Annotated in this window: 20 protein-coding genes; 2 read left to right on the top strand and 18 right to left on the bottom strand. The window is 50.2% G+C overall.

Annotated features, from left to right (window positions below; translation table 11 throughout):
- Positions 1 to 11: 11 nt before the first annotated feature.
- Positions 12 to 488 carry a GNAT family N-acetyltransferase gene (locus tag CLV82_RS04830; RefSeq protein ID WP_133643150.1) on the bottom strand — a complete coding sequence of 159 codons (477 nt, stop codon included), beginning with the start codon at positions 486 to 488 and terminating at the stop codon, positions 12 to 14.
- 847 nt (positions 489 to 1,335) lie between these two features.
- Between CLV82_RS04830 and CLV82_RS04825 the strand changes: the two genes are divergently transcribed.
- Positions 1,336 to 2,220 carry an EamA family transporter gene (locus tag CLV82_RS04825; RefSeq protein WP_133643149.1) on the top strand — a complete coding sequence of 295 codons (885 nt, stop codon included), beginning with the start codon at positions 1,336 to 1,338 and terminating at the stop codon, positions 2,218 to 2,220.
- A 72-nt stretch (positions 2,221 to 2,292) separates the two neighbouring features.
- Here CLV82_RS04825 and CLV82_RS04820 read toward each other — a convergent pair whose 3' ends face one another.
- A complete protein-coding gene (locus tag CLV82_RS04820) occupies positions 2,293 to 2,973 on the bottom strand; it encodes a LytR/AlgR family response regulator transcription factor (RefSeq protein ID WP_133643148.1) in 681 nt (226 codons plus the stop codon).
- Positions 2,970 to 4,004 carry a sensor histidine kinase gene (locus CLV82_RS04815; RefSeq protein WP_166636669.1) on the bottom strand — a complete coding sequence of 345 codons (1,035 nt, stop codon included), beginning with the start codon at positions 4,002 to 4,004 and terminating at the stop codon, positions 2,970 to 2,972. Before CLV82_RS04815 ends, CLV82_RS04820 begins: the two co-directional genes overlap by 4 nt.
- A gap of 192 nt (positions 4,005 to 4,196) precedes the next feature.
- Between CLV82_RS04815 and CLV82_RS04810 the strand changes: the two genes are divergently transcribed.
- On the top strand, positions 4,197 to 5,612 hold the full coding sequence (locus CLV82_RS04810) for a serine hydrolase (protein WP_133643466.1): 1,416 nt from the start codon (positions 4,197 to 4,199) through the stop codon (positions 5,610 to 5,612).
- Between the two features lie 207 nt (positions 5,613 to 5,819).
- On the opposite strand, the gene CLV82_RS04805 is transcribed toward CLV82_RS04810, so the two are convergent.
- The 15 genes from CLV82_RS04805 to atpD all read right to left on the bottom strand — a co-directional run bounded on the left by CLV82_RS04805 (position 5,820) and on the right by atpD (position 20,076).
- A complete protein-coding gene (locus tag CLV82_RS04805; RefSeq protein WP_133643146.1) occupies positions 5,820 to 6,467 on the bottom strand; it encodes a YceI family protein in 648 nt (215 codons plus the stop codon).
- Positions 6,460 to 7,086, bottom strand: coding sequence for an intradiol ring-cleavage dioxygenase (locus CLV82_RS04800; protein ID WP_133643145.1), 627 nt, complete (start codon positions 7,084 to 7,086; stop codon positions 6,460 to 6,462). Before CLV82_RS04800 ends, CLV82_RS04805 begins: the two co-directional genes overlap by 8 nt.
- Before the next feature lie 84 nt (positions 7,087 to 7,170).
- Positions 7,171 to 7,941: a LytR/AlgR family response regulator transcription factor gene (locus CLV82_RS04795; RefSeq protein ID WP_133643144.1), complete on the bottom strand. Its 771-nt coding sequence runs from the start codon at positions 7,939 to 7,941 to the stop codon at positions 7,171 to 7,173.
- A gap of 913 nt (positions 7,942 to 8,854) precedes the next feature.
- Positions 8,855 to 9,730, bottom strand: a complete 876-nt coding sequence (locus CLV82_RS04790; RefSeq protein ID WP_133643143.1) for an alpha/beta fold hydrolase — start codon at positions 9,728 to 9,730, stop codon at positions 8,855 to 8,857.
- 595 nt (positions 9,731 to 10,325) lie between these two features.
- Entirely contained in the window at positions 10,326 to 11,147 is an 822-nt protein-coding gene (locus tag CLV82_RS04785; RefSeq protein ID WP_133643142.1) for a DUF5694 domain-containing protein, read from the bottom strand.
- 40 nt (positions 11,148 to 11,187) lie between these two features.
- The gene (locus CLV82_RS04780; RefSeq protein WP_133643141.1) at positions 11,188 to 11,967 is read right to left on the bottom strand and encodes a tetratricopeptide repeat protein; all 780 of its coding nucleotides are present in this window, start codon (positions 11,965 to 11,967) and stop codon (positions 11,188 to 11,190) included.
- A 124-nt stretch (positions 11,968 to 12,091) separates the two neighbouring features.
- The gene (locus tag CLV82_RS04775) at positions 12,092 to 12,553 is read right to left on the bottom strand and encodes a hypothetical protein (protein WP_133643140.1); all 462 of its coding nucleotides are present in this window, start codon (positions 12,551 to 12,553) and stop codon (positions 12,092 to 12,094) included.
- 95 nt (positions 12,554 to 12,648) lie between these two features.
- Complete coding sequence (locus CLV82_RS04770) at positions 12,649 to 13,224, bottom strand: sugar O-acetyltransferase (RefSeq protein ID WP_133643139.1); 576 nt, start codon at positions 13,222 to 13,224, stop codon at positions 12,649 to 12,651.
- Between the two features lie 5 nt (positions 13,225 to 13,229).
- Complete coding sequence (locus CLV82_RS04765; protein ID WP_133643138.1) at positions 13,230 to 13,661, bottom strand: hypothetical protein; 432 nt, start codon at positions 13,659 to 13,661, stop codon at positions 13,230 to 13,232.
- Between the two features lie 222 nt (positions 13,662 to 13,883).
- Complete coding sequence (locus CLV82_RS04760; RefSeq protein WP_166636668.1) at positions 13,884 to 14,774, bottom strand: alpha/beta hydrolase; 891 nt, start codon at positions 14,772 to 14,774, stop codon at positions 13,884 to 13,886.
- Between the two features lie 167 nt (positions 14,775 to 14,941).
- Entirely contained in the window at positions 14,942 to 15,865 is a 924-nt protein-coding gene (locus CLV82_RS04755) for an alpha/beta hydrolase (protein ID WP_133643136.1), read from the bottom strand.
- 89 nt (positions 15,866 to 15,954) lie between these two features.
- On the bottom strand, positions 15,955 to 16,686 hold the full coding sequence (locus tag CLV82_RS04750; RefSeq protein WP_133643135.1) for a hypothetical protein: 732 nt from the start codon (positions 16,684 to 16,686) through the stop codon (positions 15,955 to 15,957).
- 301 nt (positions 16,687 to 16,987) lie between these two features.
- Positions 16,988 to 17,875 carry a hypothetical protein gene (locus tag CLV82_RS04745; protein WP_133643134.1) on the bottom strand — a complete coding sequence of 296 codons (888 nt, stop codon included), beginning with the start codon at positions 17,873 to 17,875 and terminating at the stop codon, positions 16,988 to 16,990.
- Between the two features lie 326 nt (positions 17,876 to 18,201).
- On the bottom strand, positions 18,202 to 18,480 hold the full coding sequence (locus CLV82_RS04740; RefSeq protein WP_133643133.1) for a F0F1 ATP synthase subunit epsilon: 279 nt from the start codon (positions 18,478 to 18,480) through the stop codon (positions 18,202 to 18,204).
- Positions 18,481 to 18,567: 87 nt separating this feature from the next.
- Complete coding sequence (atpD, locus tag CLV82_RS04735; protein WP_133643132.1) at positions 18,568 to 20,076, bottom strand: F0F1 ATP synthase subunit beta; 1,509 nt, start codon at positions 20,074 to 20,076, stop codon at positions 18,568 to 18,570.
- Between the last annotated feature and the right edge of the window lie 130 nt (positions 20,077 to 20,206).

Raw genomic sequence — 20,206 nt, 5'->3', positions numbered from 1 at the left:
TGACTGCACGCTTATCTCAAAACAAGCTCCATCTGGATATTACAGCGTTCATAGGGCGAGGTATATCCCTTGGTTTCGCTGAATCCCAGTTTCCGATACAAGGAAATGGCAGGAACCAACTTCGTATTACTTTCAAGGTATACTTTCTTGGCGCCTCTGTGGCGCGCTTCTTCGATCACGGCCTTGCCTAGGGTATATCCCACGCCTTTCCCCTGGGTGGATGGCGCTACGGCCATCTTGGCGAGCTCAAAAGTCAAAGGTTCCTCCTGCATTCGGATCATCGCGCACACTCCCGCCACAGCCTTCCCTTGCAGGGCTACAAGGATAAACCCGCCTTTGTCGAGTATATAACCTTCCGGATCGTTCAAAGCTTTGCGGTCAGATTCCTCGATCCTGAAATACTGCCTGATCCAGGCTTCGTTGAGTTCCCGGAATGCTGCCCGGTACTCGGGCCCGAAAGCCGTGATCATTATCTCTGGGGTATTCATCTGTATCTAATTGAGAATGCAATTTAAGACACCCCGGGTTATTGTAAAAACCGTAATGACATTACTGCTTTGTTTCCAGCATCAGGTTCTATAGTTTCGCAGAAGCCTCAAGATTACCTCCCCTTGTCAGACCTCGAACTTCGAACCTCGATCTCCTCGGTTACACAGGTACATAGGTACAAAGTGACAGAGAGGGACAAATGTGACAAAGGTGACAAGGTGTTGATATCACTGATACAACCTAGGCATCCCAGAACGGTGTAGCGAACCGCAAACCGCAAATTTACATGCCGCAGGCAGGCCGCGAACCGTGAACACAGAACCCTCAAATTAACATCCCCAAGCACGCCTTGAACCTCGAACCTCAAACCTATTTGAGGGGTGAAACAGTGATACAGCCCGCCCGACTGAACGTCGTTCGGGCGGGTGATGCCGTGATACGGCTAAAACTTCAAACCGGCACACGGGCACTCAGGGATACTGTTGGTAATCCGGCTACATTCGCATACGGGTATCCGGGTATATCGGAATCGTGAAAGTTAACCTCCCCCCAACGGCAAACCTCGAACCTCAAACCTCGAACCTCAAACCTATTTGAGAGGTGAAACAGTGATACAGCCCGCCCGACTGAACGTCGTTCGGGCGGGTGATGCCGTGATACGGCTAAAACTTCAAACCGGCACACGGGCACTCAGGGATACCGTTGGTAATCCGGCTACATTCGCATACGGGTATCCGGGTATATCGGAATCGTGAAAGTTAACCTCCCCCCAACGGCAAACCTCGAACCTCAAACCTCGAACCTCAAACTATTTCCCCTATCTTTGCCGCCACAAAAATTTTACCCATGCGAGGAATCCTCCTGATCTTTATTGCAGCCTGCTGTTACGGCGTGCTGTCCCCCATCGTTAAACTAGCCTATGGCGCAGGCTATACTGTAAGCGATGTTACCGGGGTGCAGGCTTTGATCGGGATGTTGTTCTTCTGGATCGTTTCCCTTTCTCAAAGCGCCGCGCGAAAAAGATCGGAGCGCAAGCCCTTAAAGGTCAAAAAAGCAGTAAAATTGATGTTACTGGGACTTCCTATTGGCCTGACCAGTATGTTTTATTACCAGGCGGTGGAATTTATCCCGGCTTCACTGGGGATCTTACTGCTGTTCCAGTTTACCTGGATCGGGATCCTGGCCGAAGCCATTGCCAACCGTGAATTCCCTTCCGGGATCAAACTAATTGCCTTGGTATTGTTACTGGGAGGTACTGCCCTGGTGGCAGGGGTAAGACCGGAAAGTTTTAATTTCTGGGGAACTATCTACGGATTCCTCGCTGCAATTTCTTACAGTGCCTTTATCTGGATCAATGGCCGGGTAGCCACGGACGTGCCTGCCGTTCCTAAAAGTAAGTGGATGATGACAGGGGCCACCTTGCTTATCTTCGCTGTCTATACCCCGGAATTCCTCTGGGATGGTGCCCTGACCGATGGGCTGCTGTACTACGGGGTTCCCCTGGCCTTATTCGGCACCATCATCCCCCCACTTTTCTTCGCCCTTGGTGTACCCCTTATCGGGGTGGGACTCACATCTATCCTGAGCGCGGTCGAATTGCCGGTGGCGGTGCTGTTTTCCATGCTGCTGCTGTCCGAACCGGTCAGCGCCTGGCAATGGGTCGGGGTCTGTATCATCCTTACCGGGGTATTACTGCCCAACCGGAATGTACTTGCCGAAGCAAGGGTTTAAAGCCGGTTTCCAGGATTTAACTTCAGAATGTATAATGTGATCCCTGCATTTGTATAAGGAAGCAGACCTGTTTTACCCAACCTTAAGTTTTTCGAGCAGTGCCCGCCGGTAGGAAGCCCCGATAGGTATCCTTGCTCCTTCCAGTTGCAGTTCATCCTTATCCCAGCTCAATACTTTCCGGGTATTGACAATAAAAGATTTATGGGCCCTGCTGAAATAATCCGGCAGTAAATGCAGCGTTTCTTCGGCGGTGGCCCGGGCCAGGATCTTCCGGTGGCTTAGGTAATAGGTCACGTAATTCCCATCCTTTTCCAGGTACTGAATTTCATCGGTACGGATGCGGTGTTTTTCATGCCCGCTTTTTACCAGGATGACCTCATCCGCCGCTCCGCCACTGGCCAGGGAAGCTGATTCCAGGATCTTACCCATGGTTTTGCTGAATCGCTCCATGCTGATAGGCTTCAGGAGGTAGTCGATCGCGGAAACCTCGTAGCTTTCGACCGCGTATTCAGAATAAGCAGTGGTAAAGACCACCAGGGTATCTTTAGGGATCATCCTGGCCAGGGAAATACCGCTGATATGTGGCATGTTGATATCCAGGAAAACAAGGTCTGCTCCTTCCTTTGACAGGTACTCCAGCGCTTTTAGCCCGTTGCGGAAAGTAGCGCAGAGTTTAAAATCACTGAAATGAGACAGGTAGTTTCTCAGCAGCTCGATCGCCCTTGGTTCATCATCAACGATAATGGTCTTCATATCCCGTGAATGGTTAATCGCACAGTAAACTGTTCATTCTTTACTATCTGCAGTTCATGCTTCCCTGGGTAGAGCAGATCCAATCGCTGCCGGGTAGCCTGCAGTCCTTTCCCTGTACCTTCCACTGATATCCCTGGGTGTACAGGATTGCTGATGGTAAAATTAAAAGATCTTTCTTTCCAGCAACTGCAGGTGATCTTAATGGTGCTTTGCTCTTCCGGAGCAGTACCGTATTTAAAGGCGTTTTCTACTAAGGGCAGCAACAACCCGGGTTCCAGGGTTAAAGAATCACAATCCCCGCTGGTCTCCCAGTTAATATTCACTTCCCCTTCTTCAAACCGCATGCATTGCAGGGCGGCATAGTTACGGATAAAGTCGAGCTCGTCCTGCACCGGCCGGGTTCCGGACTCGGGCACATGAATTACATACCGCAGCAGGGAGGACAATTTCTCAAAAGCCAGGGCCAGTTTCGGATCCCGATCCTGGTCTACCAGGGCCAGCAGGTTATTCAGGGCGTTAAAAAGAAAATGAGGCTGCAACTGGTTCCGCAGTAACTCGAGCTCGGCTTTACGTTTATCCAGTTCCAGTTCTTTGCGTCGTTGTTCGGATCGCCACCAGGCCTTAGCCGCCCCGTAAGCCGTTGCTGCCGCCATATAGAATACGGGGATACCAAAGCGGATATTACCGGGCAGGGGCAGCCTGTTCCCGGAAAGGGATAGAAACCCCGCCAGGTGAGCCATTCCGAATGCCAGCAGCAGCAGGGCCAGCGACACCCAAATTATTCGGTCTCCCTTCGCCCTTCGGCCTAAGCCAACCATATTATATAATTGCCCGTAGAACAGGAAAACGGAAATGGCCAGTTGCACGGCGAGCTGGAGCAAAAGTGACTGGCTCCGGAATACCCGGGTAGTCTCAACCCCGTTGATCAGCTCTATTTCCTGGGACTGAATGGAGTACCCGCTGAGAATGAGCCAACCGGTGCTCAGCCAGAAAATAAGGTTCAGGATTATCTCCTTTTTAGACCAGTGCATGGAATAAAAATAGCGAATTGTTGCCCGCTTACCCGTTTTTTGTGAGCAACCCCTTAATTCCTGTGATGAACGCATTATCTCTGGCTCAAATCTTCCAAAACCGGGCTTTTATCCCATTTCTGCCCCCGTTGATACCAAAGTTCCCCGGGACGTTAAAATGTGGCTTACCTTGATATTCAAAATTACACGATCATGAAATTATCACACCTTCTTCCCATCTGTTTAATGTTTATCTCTGCCTGCAACAGCCAGCCGGAGAAAAATTCGACCGTACTTGGTATAGCGCAATTCGAGTCCAGGGTAGATTCCCTGGTGCAGGCTTATGTTGATCTCGATATATTTTCCGGGGTGGTCCTGGTTGCCGATCATGGCGAAGCAGTATACCATAAAGCCTTCGGCCTGGCGAACCGGGAAAAGAATATTCCGAACACCGTGGATTCCCGGTTTGATATAGGTAGTATGAACAAGGCCTTTACTAAGGTGGCAGTCCTGCAATTGGTCAGTGAAGGAAAACTGGCCCTCGATGACAAGCTGGGCAAATTTGTCGAGGGGTTCCCGCAGGAAGTTGCTGAGAAGGTCACCGTAGGAATGTTACTGGAACATCGTTCCGGCTTACCCGGGTACCATATCCCTGCTTACTGGGATCTGCCTTACGAGGAAAAGGGAATAGACAAGGCCATTGAAGTGGTACAGCAGCAACCGCTCGAATTTGAACCGGGTACCGAACAGTCCTACAGCAACTCGGGTTACGTAGTACTGGGAAAGATCATCGAGGCGGTGACCGGGAAGTCCTATTACGAGGTGATCAAAGAAAGAATCACCGATCCCCTGGGAATGAAGAACACCTACCTGACCCGGAAGTACGATGTCCCAAACAGGGCTACGGGCTACTATAAGACCATGAAGGGAGAACTGAAAAACAACGATCACTTTATGGAGAAACCCAAACCGGATGGAGGTTTCTATTCGACCACGGAAGACATGCTGCATTTTTTCAGGGAATACCACTACGGCACTAAACTATGGGATAAAGAGACCCGGCAGCTGGATGAGCGCCATGCCTTTTACCAGGAGCATATGAACAGCGGGGGTGCCATGGTACATGCCGGGGGTTTCGAAGGATCAAATACCGTCCACTACGAGATCCTGCGTGACCAGGTATCTGTGATCATCTTTGCTAATGCGGACGAGGTGGTAGCAGAAAACCTCGGGGCCGGTATCCTCGCCATTATCCGCGGGCAGCAACCGGAGCAACCATCACTGCCTGCCGTACAGGCGGTATATTCCGCTTATACATCACATGGAGAAGGATATATCCGGGAGAACTGGGAATCGCTTACCAGGAATTTCCACCCCCAGGATCCAAAAGACATGATCCTGAACCAGATCGGTTATACACTGCTGGAGGAAGGAGAAACCGATAAGGCAGTGGAGGTATTCCAACTGAATACCCGGCTCTTTCCTGAAGTGGCAAACGTGTGGGATAGTTACGGGGAAGGACTCCGGGCCCAGGGTAATATTGAGGAATCGATAGAAGCCTATAAGAAAGCACTGGAGATCCGGCCCGGGTTAAGAACTGCCCTGCAGGCCATCGAGGAGATGGAGTAGTACCGTCGTTACCACTTCCACGCTTTTGCTGATGGGAGGATCACAGGCTGGTGTTTATTATATTTCTCACCGCCATCATCCCGCCCCCCTGGAAAATACAATGCATGTTTCCTGCAGGGCCAGTTATTACCTTGTGAGTGGGGGCGGGGTTAAGAACCCCGGCTCTGAGGAATCAGGGTCGGAGTCTTAAGATTCCAATTTTCGGGATTACAATGCCCCCTCCGGACGGAATACCAGGGTGACACTGAGTTCTACCTCCCTGTCTATCAGGCTGCGGTTTGCCCAGCTTCCCTGGTATGCGATATCCCAACGGAACCTGTCAAATTGCAGGAGGGCTTTCAGCTGACCATCTGCATACAGACCATGGAATTCGACCGGGTGCGTGATGCCCCTCATAGTAAGCAAACCGGAAAAAGATAAATGACCGCCCGTGGAGGGTTGTACAGAACTGATCTCCAAATGAGCCCTGAAAAAGCGTACCACATCAAAGAAATCCGGGTCCTTCAGGTGATTTTCAAGCCCCCGTTTGGGGATGGGATCGGTGTCAGGGATATCCGTAACCTCTATGGTCTCCATATCTACCGTAAAAGTACCGCTCACAGGCCTGTTATCTTTTACAACCAGGTAACCCTGCTGCAATTGTATAATGCCGGAATGACTTTTAAGTCCGAACATCTTGGTTCCCTTCCATGCAATAACTGATGACTCCGGGTCTGCGAGCAAGGTATCATTGGCTGTGCCCGGTATGCGCAGCCCCTGTTCGGAGACATATATGTGGGTGATAGGGGTGCCGTGACCTTCTTTACAGGCAAACAGTAAAACTGTAGCCATTACAAAAATGAAGAGCTTATTCATAATTTGGAATATTTTTCCCGAGAAAGAGATCGCGTTCCACCAGGTATATCCCGTTCTGCTTGGTGGGCATAACAATACCCGATCCTGCACGGTTCCGAAGTCTTGCCCGCCGTTCTTCAGTTAATAAAATATCATCATGGAAGTGGTAGTCATCCACGTAGTATTCCCGCTTACCCGGTTCCTTAATGGTCAGGTGAATATGCTCGGGCTCCCTGCCGTCAGGGTATGCCCCCGGTCTGAAGGTGTAGAAGGTATACCTTCCGTCAGGCCCGGTCCGGACCCAACCCCGGATAGAACCGTGCCTGCGCCCCCAGCCTTTTTCCTCCCCGATCCGGCGGTATATGCCCTGCCGGTCTGTCTGGTAGATGTAGAGAATAACATCCCGCGCAGGGGTTTTGCCATCAGCTTTAAAAACCGTGCCGCTGATCTTCAGCCGGGGTTCCAGCCCGAACAGCGGTAAGGTATCCACCGGGCTGAGTTTCCTTTCCCCGTATTCATATATTGCTTCGCAGCCCTCGCAAGGACCCCCTAATAATTTAGTTCTGTCCTGCCCGCAACAGCTTAATAAGCCAAGCAGGAAGAGTAAACTGAACCATCGAACAGATCTTGTTATATCCATGATTTTTTCTTTAAAATTATGCGATACAGCAATGTCATAACTTAAAAATATGGCAAGTGGAGTAACAAATAAGCTAAGCCGAGTTCAGCTGAACTTCCGGAAAAATTCTTTCGCATAATTACGACTCAGCCTTAGCTCGGTACCGTCCTGAAGGGTGACATCGTAATCCCCGTTGCCGCGGGACACATAAGACTTTACATATTCTGTATTTACGATACTGCTCTTATGGATACGAACAAACTGCTGCCCCCCGTAAGAATCCATAAAGGATTGCAGGCTGCAGGAATGCAGGTAAGTACCCTGGGTCGTGGTTATGGAGATATAAGGAGCATCTGTACATACATATAGTACAGTGGAAGGTGAAAGTACGATGTGCCTGCCAGATTTGGTCACCCGGATACTGTTATTCGCAGATGAGAGTCTGGAAGCTTTGGCCCGTTGTTCCCGGAACATCCTGAAGAAAAAATTACCAAGTCCGTAGATCAGGAGAGCAATCGCCCCGTTCTCAGGACCACTACCTCGTAACACATCTCCCATCCCGAAGGGGTGATCCATGAACAAGTTGGAAAAAATAGTGACGATCGACGCAAATAACAGCAAGTGTAGCAAGCTAAATACCAGGGCGTAAACCAGGTACAACCGGGGTTCTTTATAGTAGGCGACCCAGCCGTTCAGGGATAACAGGGGAATAAACAGCAACCAGAACGAACCAAACAAGAGGGACTCGGACCAATAGAACGCGTAACCTTCCAATGCAGCCTCCAAAGAGTCCTTGGCAAACACCAGCAGTACCAGTCCGGCTACTAACACTAATAACCAGCGGGACCAGGGATTTTGTTGCATATCAATAGCCATGGACGAGGGATTAAGGCGTATTACAAGGTAGTGATTTTCAAATAACTAGATTATATACTGTCACGCCGGCACACCGGCACACCGGCATGCCGGGATGCAAGCGGTGAAACGGTGATGCAGTGAAACGGTCATGCGGTAATGTCGTCATTCCGTCACACCGTCACGCCGGGATGCAAGCGGGGAAACGGCCCGCCCGAACGTACCGTCCGGTACGGGCGGGTGATACAGCCCGCCCGACTGAACGTCGTTCCTGCCCGTACTGCGCATATGCAGGCGGGCGGGCGGGTGATACAGTGATACAGTGATGCGGTGATGTGGTGATTCAAACAGTGATGCGGATATTTCGGGATGCAGGTACATAGGTACATAGGAAAAATGGTGACAAACGGGACAAGAGGAACAAAAGGGACAAGATATGGATCTCGAAATACTGCCTACTGCATACCGCCCACTGCCTACTGGAAGCTGGCCTCAAATTTACCTGCCCGCCCGTGCCGGTCGGACGGGCCTCTGGCAGGCTTCAAACCTCGAACTACCAGGGGATGCCGTCACACCGTCATGCCGGGATACAGGGATGCAGGGATGCGGGGATGCAAACAGTGATGCGGTGATACAGCCCGCCCGACTCAACGTCGTTCCTGCCCGTACTGCGTACATGCAGGCGGGCGGGCGGGTGATACGGTGATGCGGTGATGCAGTGATTCAAACAGTGATGCGGTGACGCGGTGATGCAGTGATGCGGAAATTCGGTGATAAAGGGGATAGAAGGAACTGTGAAATGGTTCTAGAATACTGCCTACCGCACACTGCCGACTGCCTTCTGGAGACAGGCTGCAAACTGCGAACTGCAAACTGCGAACTTCGAACTTCGAACTTCAAACTTCGAACTACCAGGGCACCCCGTCCTCCCCCTTTACCTCTTCCAGAAATCCATCAGGAGCGGAAGCAGCACCTGCTGTTCCGTGGCCCAGAGGTCATGGGTTGCATGAACGAGGTGGTGATGTTTCGCCTCAGGGTATTCCTGCAGCAGTTTCTTATTAGTACAGCGCAGCATGGGCATGGTGTTCCCAGCTGTAAGGATCAGCATGGGATACCCAGTATGGGCAGGGGACTGCACCGTAAACGGATCTTTACTGTAAGCCAGGGCCTTTACCTCTGGCAGGTTCTGTTCCAGCGCCAGCATGATCTCCGGCGAAATTTCCCCTTCAAAATCTGCTCCCCAGAAGAATTCGATCAGCTCATCCAATGCCTGTTCATCATTCCCGGTCTCGAATGCTGCTTTTGAATCCCCTATCAATTCCTGTTGCACTGCGTCTGCCTCCCCTTCGCAACCGGGAATACCGGGCACCCAGCTTACCAGGGCAGGTTCGGACAGCACCAGGCTTTTCACCATTTCAGGGTGATCACTGGCAAACTGCATAGTGATGATCCCGCCGAAGGAATGACCCACCAGGTGTACCGGTGCCAGTCCTAAAGTCTTTACAAGTGCTGCCAGGTCCTCGGCCTCTGAACGGGCTGAAAACTCGTCTCCCTTGGTATATGAATTGGTATTCGGATAGTTGTACCGCCGGCTGTAAGTGATCACCCGGAAGTCCTCGGCAATCGAATCCACATAGGCCGAAAAGACCCTGTGATCCTCCTGGGTGCCGTGAACAAAAAGAACGACCTCCCCCCGGCCCTGGTCTGTATAATGAAGTTCCGCCCCATTGACCGGGACCGATCTCAACTGGGCTGCAGCCACCCCTGTCACAAGAATGAAGCCGAGTAATAAACGACACCTGTTTCGCATATACGATATGTTTAAGTTCACCGCGCGGGGGCCGCATATTAAAGGTAGTAAAGATTGGAATATGTTGTTTTGTTGGAGGGTGAATATTTAACTATTGCCGTCACGCCGTCACACCGGGATGCAGGCGGTGATGCAAGCAGTTACGCGGTGATACAGTGATGCGGCCCGCCCGCCTGAACGTCGTTCGGGCGGGTGATGCGGGGATGCGGGGATGCAAACAGTTACACGGCCCGCCCGAACGTACCGTTCGGTACGGGCGGGTGATACAGTGATACGGTGATGCAGTGATGCAGTGATGCGGGGATGCAAACAGTTACACGGTGATACAGCCCGCCCGAACGTACCGTCCGGTACGGGCGGGTGATGCGGTGATGCGGTAATGTCGTCATTCCGTCACACAGTCACGCCGGGATGCAGGGTAGAAGTACATAGGTACATAGGAAAATATGTGACAAACGGGACAAGAGGGACAGAAGGGACAAGATATGAATCTCGGAATACTGCCGACCGCTTACTGCCGACTGCTTACTGGAGTCTGGCTGCAAACTGCGAACAGCAAACCGTAAACTTCGAACCTCAAACCTCAAACCTCGAACTAATCCAGGAACCCAAACGTATCCACCATATGATAATTGGGGTTGCGGCTCATGAAGTCGCGGAAAAAGGCAGTGTGGGAGGCGCCCATCAGGATAAAGACCCGGTCATCCGGGGAGAGGGGCAACTGGTTTAAATTGGAGAACATCCGCAGGTTGCGGTGGTAAAACTTCGCGGCCTCGTCTGCGCCTTCAAAGTTCCCTTCCGTGGCAACATGGGTAAGGATATCGGCATTAACGGTGATCAGGAAATCCAGGTTGATGTTCCGGTTGATGATCCTGAGCTTGTCCAGGGTGGAGGCCGAATCGTAATCCTGTTCCCCGCGATAACCGGCCATTTTCATATAAGCCTTATAGGCGGGCGTGTCGAGGGTTCGTGCCAGGGAATCGATCCCGGGGTAGTCATAGCCCATCTGGTGGTCTATGCCGTAGATCCTTTCCGTGCCGCTAAGCCGGCCGACTTCATATGCCAGCAGTTCAATCTCGTCCGGGTACTCAAAATGCATGGACGGGTTCTCCCGGTAAGCCCGGTATTGCTCCTGGAGGCGATCGTTATACTGCGGCTCCATCTCTACTGCGATCACCGTGGGTTTAAACTTAGCCAGCCGTGCCGCGATCGCGTGCACTTCTTCCCGGTTCTTCTTATCGTGCTCATCGAACTCGGTCGTATTCGCATCCGTGGTATAACCCATATGGAAGGTCCCCAGGTTCAGGACAGGGATACCTTCTGCGGTTTCAGTTTCTGTGATGGTTTCCTTCTGAACCGGCTCTTCCCGGCACGAGAGCAGCAGGACCAGCAGGCCCAGGATCATTAATCTGTTCATGGTTGATGATTGGTAATGGTATAAAGTATTCTTCGATCAGTTACATTTCGGCTTCGTACAGCTTTTCGAGGTTCTGCAATGGCCTGCCCAGGAGTGCCTCGGCATCGGTGGGAGCGGCCTTCAGTTGTTCAGCGCTGAGCTGGTCTTCCAGTTGTTGTATTTCTTTTACTACCTGTTCCTGCTGGAAGAAAGAGAAATCGCGCTTAAACTCGTTGTAGATCATAAACCAGAGGTAAGCCCGGTAAGGATCAGCCTGTACGTCCCTGCCATCCCTGTACATATATGCGAGTTCCAGGCGGACGGAAGTAATATACCCGCTCTTCTGCAGGTCCCCGGGGTTCGGGAGTTGTGCAAGCCGCACACTCCATTCCAGCATCTGCTGCAGGTTCACCTCGGTGCCCATCCCCTGCTTATAGCAATTGGCGACGTTCCACATACAGGTGCTGTCCCCGTTATTGGCGCACTGCAGGGCGTAACTGAATGCTTTTTCGAGGTCCTGTTCCAGCCCGTCCCCGTTGCCATAGGCCATCATCATGGCATAGAGGGCGTCATTATAGCCCTGGGCTGCAGAGCGCTCGTACCAGCTATTCGCCTTTTCCAGGTCTATACGAGTGCCCATCCCCCGGTGGTAAGCATAGCCGAGGTTGTACTGGGCTTCTGCCTGTCCCATCTCTGCAGCCTGTTGCAGTAGTGGGAAGGCCTTGTCAAAATTCTTCTGGTAGAGGAGTTCCTTTGATTGCACATTCAGGGAATCGGCATCTTGCGGGTAGATCGCGAATGCCCAGAGAGCGGCCAGCAGCAGGAAAAAATATTGTTTCATAAGGGTTGGTGTATCAGCCGGGAAGGCCGGGTGTAACAACCCGCCCACCACAACAGCGCCTGAAAATAATATTTTTCTGCCAGAAAATCTTATCTGCAGGTTTTATCAAGGATAATAATACAATCTAGTAATCCCCTGGTGGAGTTTCGGAAAAATATATCTCAGTACCTTCCCCGTTGGTAAAAAACTGCGGAATATCCCGGTTTTTAATCTTGTAAGCGCCGTCGGCCCGCACCCCGTAACCAAAACCACATTCGTCTTTCAGGGTGCTGATGGTAATGGTATCGTCTTCCAGTTCCATGAGCAGTTCGCAATCCAGGTAATCACCACTCTCCTGCAGGGTGATCTTTTTGCTGTTCTTATTCACCCGGGCGTAGATGCTGCCCGAGTTATAACTGGGGGCACCCCTGCGGGCAGAAAGGTGCAGCAGGGCGGTGGATCCGGGTTCAGGGTAGATAAGCAGTTCCCCGGTCTCAGTACCATCCGGGCCGGTCCGTACATAGGTGCCGGCAGGGAAATTATCCGGTTGCACTGATTTGCAGCCCAGCACCCCTAAACAAAGGAGCAGGAAGCTTAGTCTTTTCATTAATTGGTCATTTAGGTTTGCATAGAAGAAAACTCGGACAGGCAGGGTTTATTGCCTGCCGGAACAGGAAAACAAGTAACCCCTTACAGGGCTTTTCAGAGGCTCCGGATCACCCGGCATGGATTGCCATAGGCCAGCACGTTGTCCGGGATATCTTTGGTGACCACGCTGCCCGCGCCTATGGTCACATTATTGCCGATGCTCACCCCCGGGCAGATGACAGTATTACCGCCGATCCAGGCGTTATCGCCTATGTGTACGGGTTGGGAAGTGGTAAGGTAACGGCTGCTTCCGTCTTCAGCGGTGACGATCCGGTCTTCAGCTTTTAAGGGGTGTTGGGCCGTATAGATGTGTACGCCGGGTCCGATCAGCCCGTTCTTACCGATGCGGATATGGTTATTATCCATGAACATGCAGTTGGCATTCACAAAAGTGTTCTCCGCGATAGTAATAAGGCTGCCGTAGTCACAAAAAAAAGGAGCTTCTATCCATACCCCGGGTGCTACTTCTTCAACCAGTTGCTGTAAGATGTTGTCGCGATCTGTGGCCAGGGTGCTATCCAGGCTGTTGTACTGCTGCAGCAGTGCCCGGGCCCTATGGTACATTTTTAAAAGCTCGGGGTCCCTGGAGTCATAGGCCTGGCCGGCGAGCATTTTTTGTTTTTCGGTCATTTCGGCTAATTCAATTTTACCATCCCGTACTGGTCTATGGCCTGTTGCTCATTTTCGGCCAGGATAAAGCTCAGGTCAGCCCAGGCAGTTCCCGCTATACCTTTCAATTCTATCCCGGTCTCCGTTTTCCTGATGCTGAACAGGAAATCTGTCAGCCCCGTATCCTTTCCAGAGGAAGCCCGGTTTGTATCGGTAATTCCGAATTCATCAATGGTCTGTGGCTGGTAGTTATTTAACCTGACAGCCAGTTCTGTCCAGGCCGTTCCCTGGACACCCTGCAGGGAGATGCCGGATGGGGTTTTCTGTAAGATCACTTTAAAGTTTTCCAGGTCAGCTGCTGCCTGCTCCTGGGCGATGAGAGAATTACTTGCGATTAAGAAACATACAACTGCTGACAGATCCAATATGGTCTTGCCAAAATTTGACTTTGCTTTCATAATAATGGATTTAGTTCTTTAGTTTTTCTCTTTCTTTCCCAATGGTTCTGTGTATTACTCTTTGCGGAAAATCAGCTATTAGTTTCCTCCGTAATGGAAAAATAGAAATTGCCTCAATGAGCTATACACGTTGTTATGTTCTTTTTGTATTTGAAAATCAATAAATGGGTCAATAAATAGTTTGATCTATAAAGCTTGCAATAATATTGAGGAACAATCTCATTAATTTGTAAAATTCTCTCTAAAAAAGTCCCAATATCTGTCGTCTAATGCACCGAACATAGCTTTTGGAGAATGTGCGACACCTTCCAGAATTATTGTTGTATGTTCAATTTCTAGTTTTTTAAGATGTTCCACAAATTTCTTATTGTTAATAAGACTGGGGTCTTCACCCCCCAGAATAATTCTTACTTTTATATTTCCTCTAATTTTATCGACGTTTTTTAATGCGATTTGCCAAGGGCTCTGTTCACGAAAAAATTCTATATCCCCTCCATATACCCTGTCCAAAGTTTTTTGAGCTTTTACCTCGCCAGCTAAGGGGGCTGTTTTAGGGTTTAATACTTCTTGCATAGGTCCTGGGTTTAACATAGAAATAGCTGCGAACATTTCAGGGTATTTGAATCCTAATCTAGCGACTCCATATCCTCCCATACTCCCGCCTTCTAGAATGCGACCTTGTCCATTATTAATAGTCCTAAAAGACCTATCAATATGTGGAATAACTTCATTGATTATGACGCTTTCCATTTTAACACTACCGTCTTTCCAGTCAATCCACATGCTCTCCCTTTTGCCGTCATCAAGAAAGACCACTATTACAGGAGGTATTTTTTCGTCTTTTATCGCTAAATGAAAACGGTTGGCAATCAAATTGAGTGCATAAGGAGGCCATCCACCACTGCCATGGAGCCAGTATATTACTGGAAAATAACTTGTGGTATCACTTTTATATGCATCAGGAAAATAAGTGTGAAAATCAACTTTGGTTTTCATTAAGCTACTAACAAAACTTTGATTATCTACCAAAGGAGTTTTCTGCTGTTCACCCATTTGTTGTCCTAAAAGTGATTGAACAATTAATATATGGATGATTAAAACTGTCTTTTTCATTTTAGTTCTTAATGTGTTACAACTAATGAGCAAATTCAAATTACACATAATATTTATTATGCTTTTTCTTTGATCCCGATTGGCCACGAATAAAGGCTATTATTAATTTATGATCTATATCTAAAGTTTTTCGAAAGGACCCCTTGACAATTTCCCGACGAACATTTTTACTTTAAATATTCCTGCAACCAATCTGCAGCGCGGCCGGTCCACTCAGGCGGTAAATTATGCCCACTTTCATAGAATACCAGGTTTTTGATCTCGGTCCGAATTAAATCGTGAAGCCATTCTGCCTCTTCCCTCGTATAATTTCGCGTGTCCCCGGTGCCCATCAGCATCAGTACAGGGGTATTCCGGACATAGGGAGCAAAATTAAAGACTGCCAGGGCCGAGTTTGCATCTTTAAGCAAGGGTGTCACGGCAGCTACCGCGACCTTTACCCTGGGTTCCACGGCCGCTAAATTGAATACCATCATTCCACCCATACTAAAGCCCGCAATACCCAGGCGGGTAGTGTCTATATCCTCGCGTGTCGCCAGGTAGTCCAGTGCACGCCGGTGTTCTATAACCGATTGTACCACCATATCCCTGGCCCGGTACATCCATCCTTTTTCAAAGATAAACACCCCCGCTCCTTCAAAATCATTACCGGAAATACGTTCACCATGGTATTCGGCATCAAGAGTGAGTACAGCAATTCCGGAGTTAAGAAGTTCTTTGGTAAGAAGCCCGCCAGAACTGAAACTTTGATCCTCCCACCAGCTCTCCTTGGAACTCGATACCCCATGCATCAGAAGAACGCATGGATAAGGGGCAGATCCGCCCTTCGGCAGGGCCAGGTAACCCGGAACTCGGCTGTCCCTGACGCCGCTAAAAACAATCTTTTCGCGGGTGTATGCTTCTCCTTCCGTTCGTTCAACCACCCGGGCATCTAACGGCATTCCCGTATCATATTCAAAGAAATTATGTATTACCCGGAAGGTCTCCTCATCTGCAGGATTCAGGGTTACAGTACTGTCTCTTTGAGCCTGCACCGGAACCACAAGCGCCATATAAACGCAGGACAGCAGTATGTTGAAAAAGGTTTTCATGAGTACACTATTTTTGGTTCATTTACTTTCTAAGTTTAGTTTACATCCTGTTCCACCGCCTGCACATGAATACATTTGGTACTTTCTGCTCACCCTTTTAAGATGGTCAGCAAGTACCCTTGCACCGCTACTGACCGCCCCAGGGGTTCCAGGAAGCAGGTATATACATTTATCCCTACTGCCAGCCAGGTGGCCGGGTGCTTCAGCTTCATATACTTCCAGGCCGCCAGCAGCACCAGGACAATAATTATGACCTGGGTGACATAGTTGGGGAACATAATATCTATCTCCGGCCAGTCTCCCAGGTACCAGCGAACGTACTGGTTCTGAATGCCCCGGGCCAGGGCCGGCATCATGATGATAAAGACGGTAGAGATCAACCACCAGGCGTGGTCTTCCAGCCGCTTGCGGTGGATAATGCTCATGATCACCGCATAGCCAAAGGCCAGGATCATCGGGATCTCCACGGCTGCTACCCCGTAAAAGAACCAGGGCTCAAACGGCCCGAAAAGTTCCGGGTCTGCCGCTGCCCGCTGCGTGGTCACAATATCCCGGTGCAGCATGCTGAGGGCGGTGATACTGACTCCCCCGGCCAGGAACATCCCGATGATGCCATTGGTCCGGTGCAGGGCCATCCTCCCATGGGTGGCGTAATAGGGTTGCAGTATCAAATAGAGGTACCAGGCCGTCCCCGTCCAGTAATGTATATGAACAGACCAGGCGTTGTCCGAGAAATCGCCCCAGTAATCTTCGTAGATGCCCAGTTGCATCAGCAACATCGGGAGGAGCATCCACAGGTGAAGGCTTTTATACTTTTCCATAAGCCCCGGGTTTTTAAAAAAGTGTGCTACATATATATTGTATAAAGTTTCCATCACTCCCCGGGCCTTCCGGAGCTGTCCTTCCAAGTGTGCTTTCAAAAAACCCCCAAACCTCCGCCAAGTAAGGGATGGGGGTATCAACTAACTAACTCACACTAAACAAAGTTTTCAAGCCCGCCTTGGGGCAGGCTTGAAGTTCGAGGTTTGAGGTTCGAAGTTCGAGGCCTGCCTCCAGTGGGCTGTCGGCAGTTTGCAGTTGGCAGTATTCCTTTGGCCCTTCTGTCCCCGTTGTCCCCCTATGTCACTCATCCAAAATTTGCTCCAACAACTCACTCAGGATTGCCCTGTTAACATAGAGCTGCTGTCCTCTTTGTTTTAATCGTTGCCCGAAATCATCGGTTTCGGTGATGGTTACGGCCAGGCTGTAATTACCGCGGGCACCGGGCAGCCGCTCGCCTTTGTGATCCACGGATACTGGTACCGGCGCTATCCAGGCCGATTGTATATGATAATTGCTTTTGTTGCCTTTGCTGTCCTGCAGGTAAGAGTCGTTCAGGCTGCCCTGCAGCCGGTATGTTTCGCCCAGTTGTATCTCCCGGAGCAGCAAATTGGCTTCCCCCAGGGTCTTGCTCTTTACCTGCCCGTTCTTGTCCTGCCACCAGCCGTTTAGACTAACGCTGATCTCCAGGTCTACATTTTGGTCCCCGGCCCGGAGCGCGGTTTTGGATTGAGCTAATTCGAGTTGCTCCGGGATCAGGGCCAAAAGAGTTCCCTCCGAGTTGCTTACCCACTGTAAGCGGATCGTAGCGGCAGGCACAGTGGCCCCGGCATCATCCCTAACGGTCCGCCGGAGCTCCAGGGCCTTACAGCTAACATTCAAACTAAGATCATCTGCGTAGAAATCTTCACCAGTATAGGTGGCCGCGTAAGAGGCTACGAACTTTTCGCTTTCTTTTTCGTAATAATTCTTTATAGAGGAAGCGGCCAGGTTGACCAGCCGGGGGGCGAGGGCAAGGGCCAGTGCCCCTCCGTCGAGGATGGCATTGTCTTCGCCTGCGGGGGTACAGACCGGCTGAAGGCTTACGACTTCACCCTTTTTTTGGGCAGAATCCACATGTCTGGACAACCCACAACTGCCGGGGAGGGCGACCCCCGGCAACAGCAGGAAGTAAAGTAGGTAATGTTTCATCTGTATTAAAAAAGGTAGCCAGTTTATACCCTCGCCATCAGGGGGTATTACCCGGCTACCGGGCTGGTTGTTGATCATTGGTCGTTGCAAATGGACATAGTCCCGATGAAACGAATTCGAATATAGGAAAATTTCTACAAATTGTCTCTTTTCAGAATAAAAATACGATGAAATCACCGTGTTAAAATTCCTACTTGTATGGTTTACAGGAAGAATTGTGTCACCAGCAGATCAGCGACACAGGAACGCGTGTATGTCCGGATCAGGGCAAAAAAAAACCGCGGCTGAAGAGCCGCGGTTTTCTTATTTTATAATCCCGTGATCGCTTAGTCTGCGAGGACGATGACCTTGTTGTCTTTCATTTCAACAGTACCGCTCTGTATGTGCAGCACGGTCTTCCCTTCTGCATTCCTGGTAAAGTATTCCTCTACATTTTCGGCCAGGGTAATGTTGCCTTCTATCTTAACATCACCTTCCTGCAACACAGAAACGATGGCAGCGTGGTTGTCCAGCATCTGGAACTCCCCTTCTACGCCCGGTACGGTAACCGATTTCACTTCCCCGCTGAACAGGGTTGCTTCCGGTGATACGATCTCTAAATGCATGATTATTAATTTGAGTTTGAGGTTTGAGGTTTGAGGTTCGAGGTCGTGTTCCTATCAAACCTCTAACTTCGAACCTCGAACCATTTTTTATACTTCGGCCAACATCTTCTCACCAGCTTCGATAGCCTCCTCGATGGTCCCTTTCAGGTTGAAGGCTGCTTCAGGCAGGTGATCCAGTTCCCCGTCCATGATCATGTTGAAACCTTTGATGGTCTCTTTAATGTCTACGAGGACCCCCGGGATACCGGTAAACTGCTCTGCCACGTGGAAAGGCTGTGACAGGAAACGCTGTACCCTACGGGCACGACCTACGGCCAGTTTATCCTCTTCAGACAATTCTTCCATACCAAGGATGGCGATGATGTCCTGTAATTCTTTATAACGCTGCAGTAACTCTTTTACACGCTGCGCACAGTTGTAGTGCTCTTTTCCTAAGATCTCAGGAGTAAGGATACGCGAAGTGGAATCCAGTGGATCCACAGCAGGGTAGATACCCAGCTCCGCGATCTTACGGCTAAGTACGGTAGTAGCATCCAGGTGGGCAAAGGTAGTTGCAGGTGCCGGATCCGTAAGGTCATCCGCAGGTACGTAAACCGCTTGTACAGAAGTAATGGATCCACGTTTGGTAGAAGTAATACGCTCCTGCATGGCTCCCATCTCTGTAGCCAGGGTTGGCTGGTAACCTACCGCAGAAGGCATACGACCAAGAAGTGCCGATACCTCTGAACCTGCCTGGGTGAAACGGAAAATGTTATCGACGAAGAAAAGTACGTCTTTCCCTTGTCCTTCTCCTGCCCCGTCACGGAAGTATTCCGCGATGGTCAGTCCTGAAAGGGCAACCCTTGCACGTGCTCCCGGTGGTTCGTTCATCTGTCCGAATACGAAGGTCGCTTTAGAATCGCGCATGGCTTTTTTATCCACCTTGCTCAGGTCCCATCCGCCCTCTTCCATAGAGTGCATAAAGTCGTCCCCGTACTTGATAATTCCTGATTCCAACATCTCCCTCAGCAGGTCGTTCCCCTCACGGGTACGTTCTCCTACCCCGGCGAAAACTGAAAGTCCACCGTGGCCCTTGGCGATGTTGTTGATCAATTCCTGGATCAGTACGGTCTTACCAACCCCTGCTCCTCCGAACAGTCCGATCTTACCCCCTTTGGCGTAAGGCTCGATAAGGTCGATCACCTTGATCCCTGTAAACAATACTTCGGTAGAAGTGGTCAGGTCTTCGAACTTAGGTGCCTCGCGGTGGATCGGAAGTCCGTCCTTCCCGCTCTTAGGCAGGTTTCCAAGTCCGTCGATCGGGTCACCGATCACGTTGAAAAGACGACCGTATACATCGTCCCCGATTGGCATCTGAATGGCGCTCCCGGTGGCGACAGCATCTACACCACGGCTCAGACCGTCTGTAGAGTCCATTGAGATGGTACGAACGGTGTTCTCACCTACGTGCGACTGCACTTCCAGTACCAGGATGCTCCCGTCCTCACGAGTGATCTCCAACGAATCGTAAATTTTTGGAAGGTCGGCTCCGGATGGAAACTCAACGTCTATCACCGGCCCAATGATCTGTAGAACCTTACCTGTAACTTTTGCCATTGTTTACGTATTTAATATTGTATTTAAAAACCATAAGCTTAGTGCCTATGGGGCTGTTTTTCCGGCTGCAAAGATAGTAGATTACATTTTAATTAGGAATGGTTTTAACGCCTTTTTTGGGGATAAAAAA

The organism is Zeaxanthinibacter enoshimensis (genome assembly GCF_004362865.1).
In the GTDB taxonomy this organism is placed as follows: Bacteria; Bacteroidota; Bacteroidia; order Flavobacteriales; family Flavobacteriaceae; genus Zeaxanthinibacter; species Zeaxanthinibacter enoshimensis.
The sequence above is the reverse complement of the archived record's forward strand: the minus strand, read 5'-3'. Positions and strand labels throughout refer to the sequence as shown.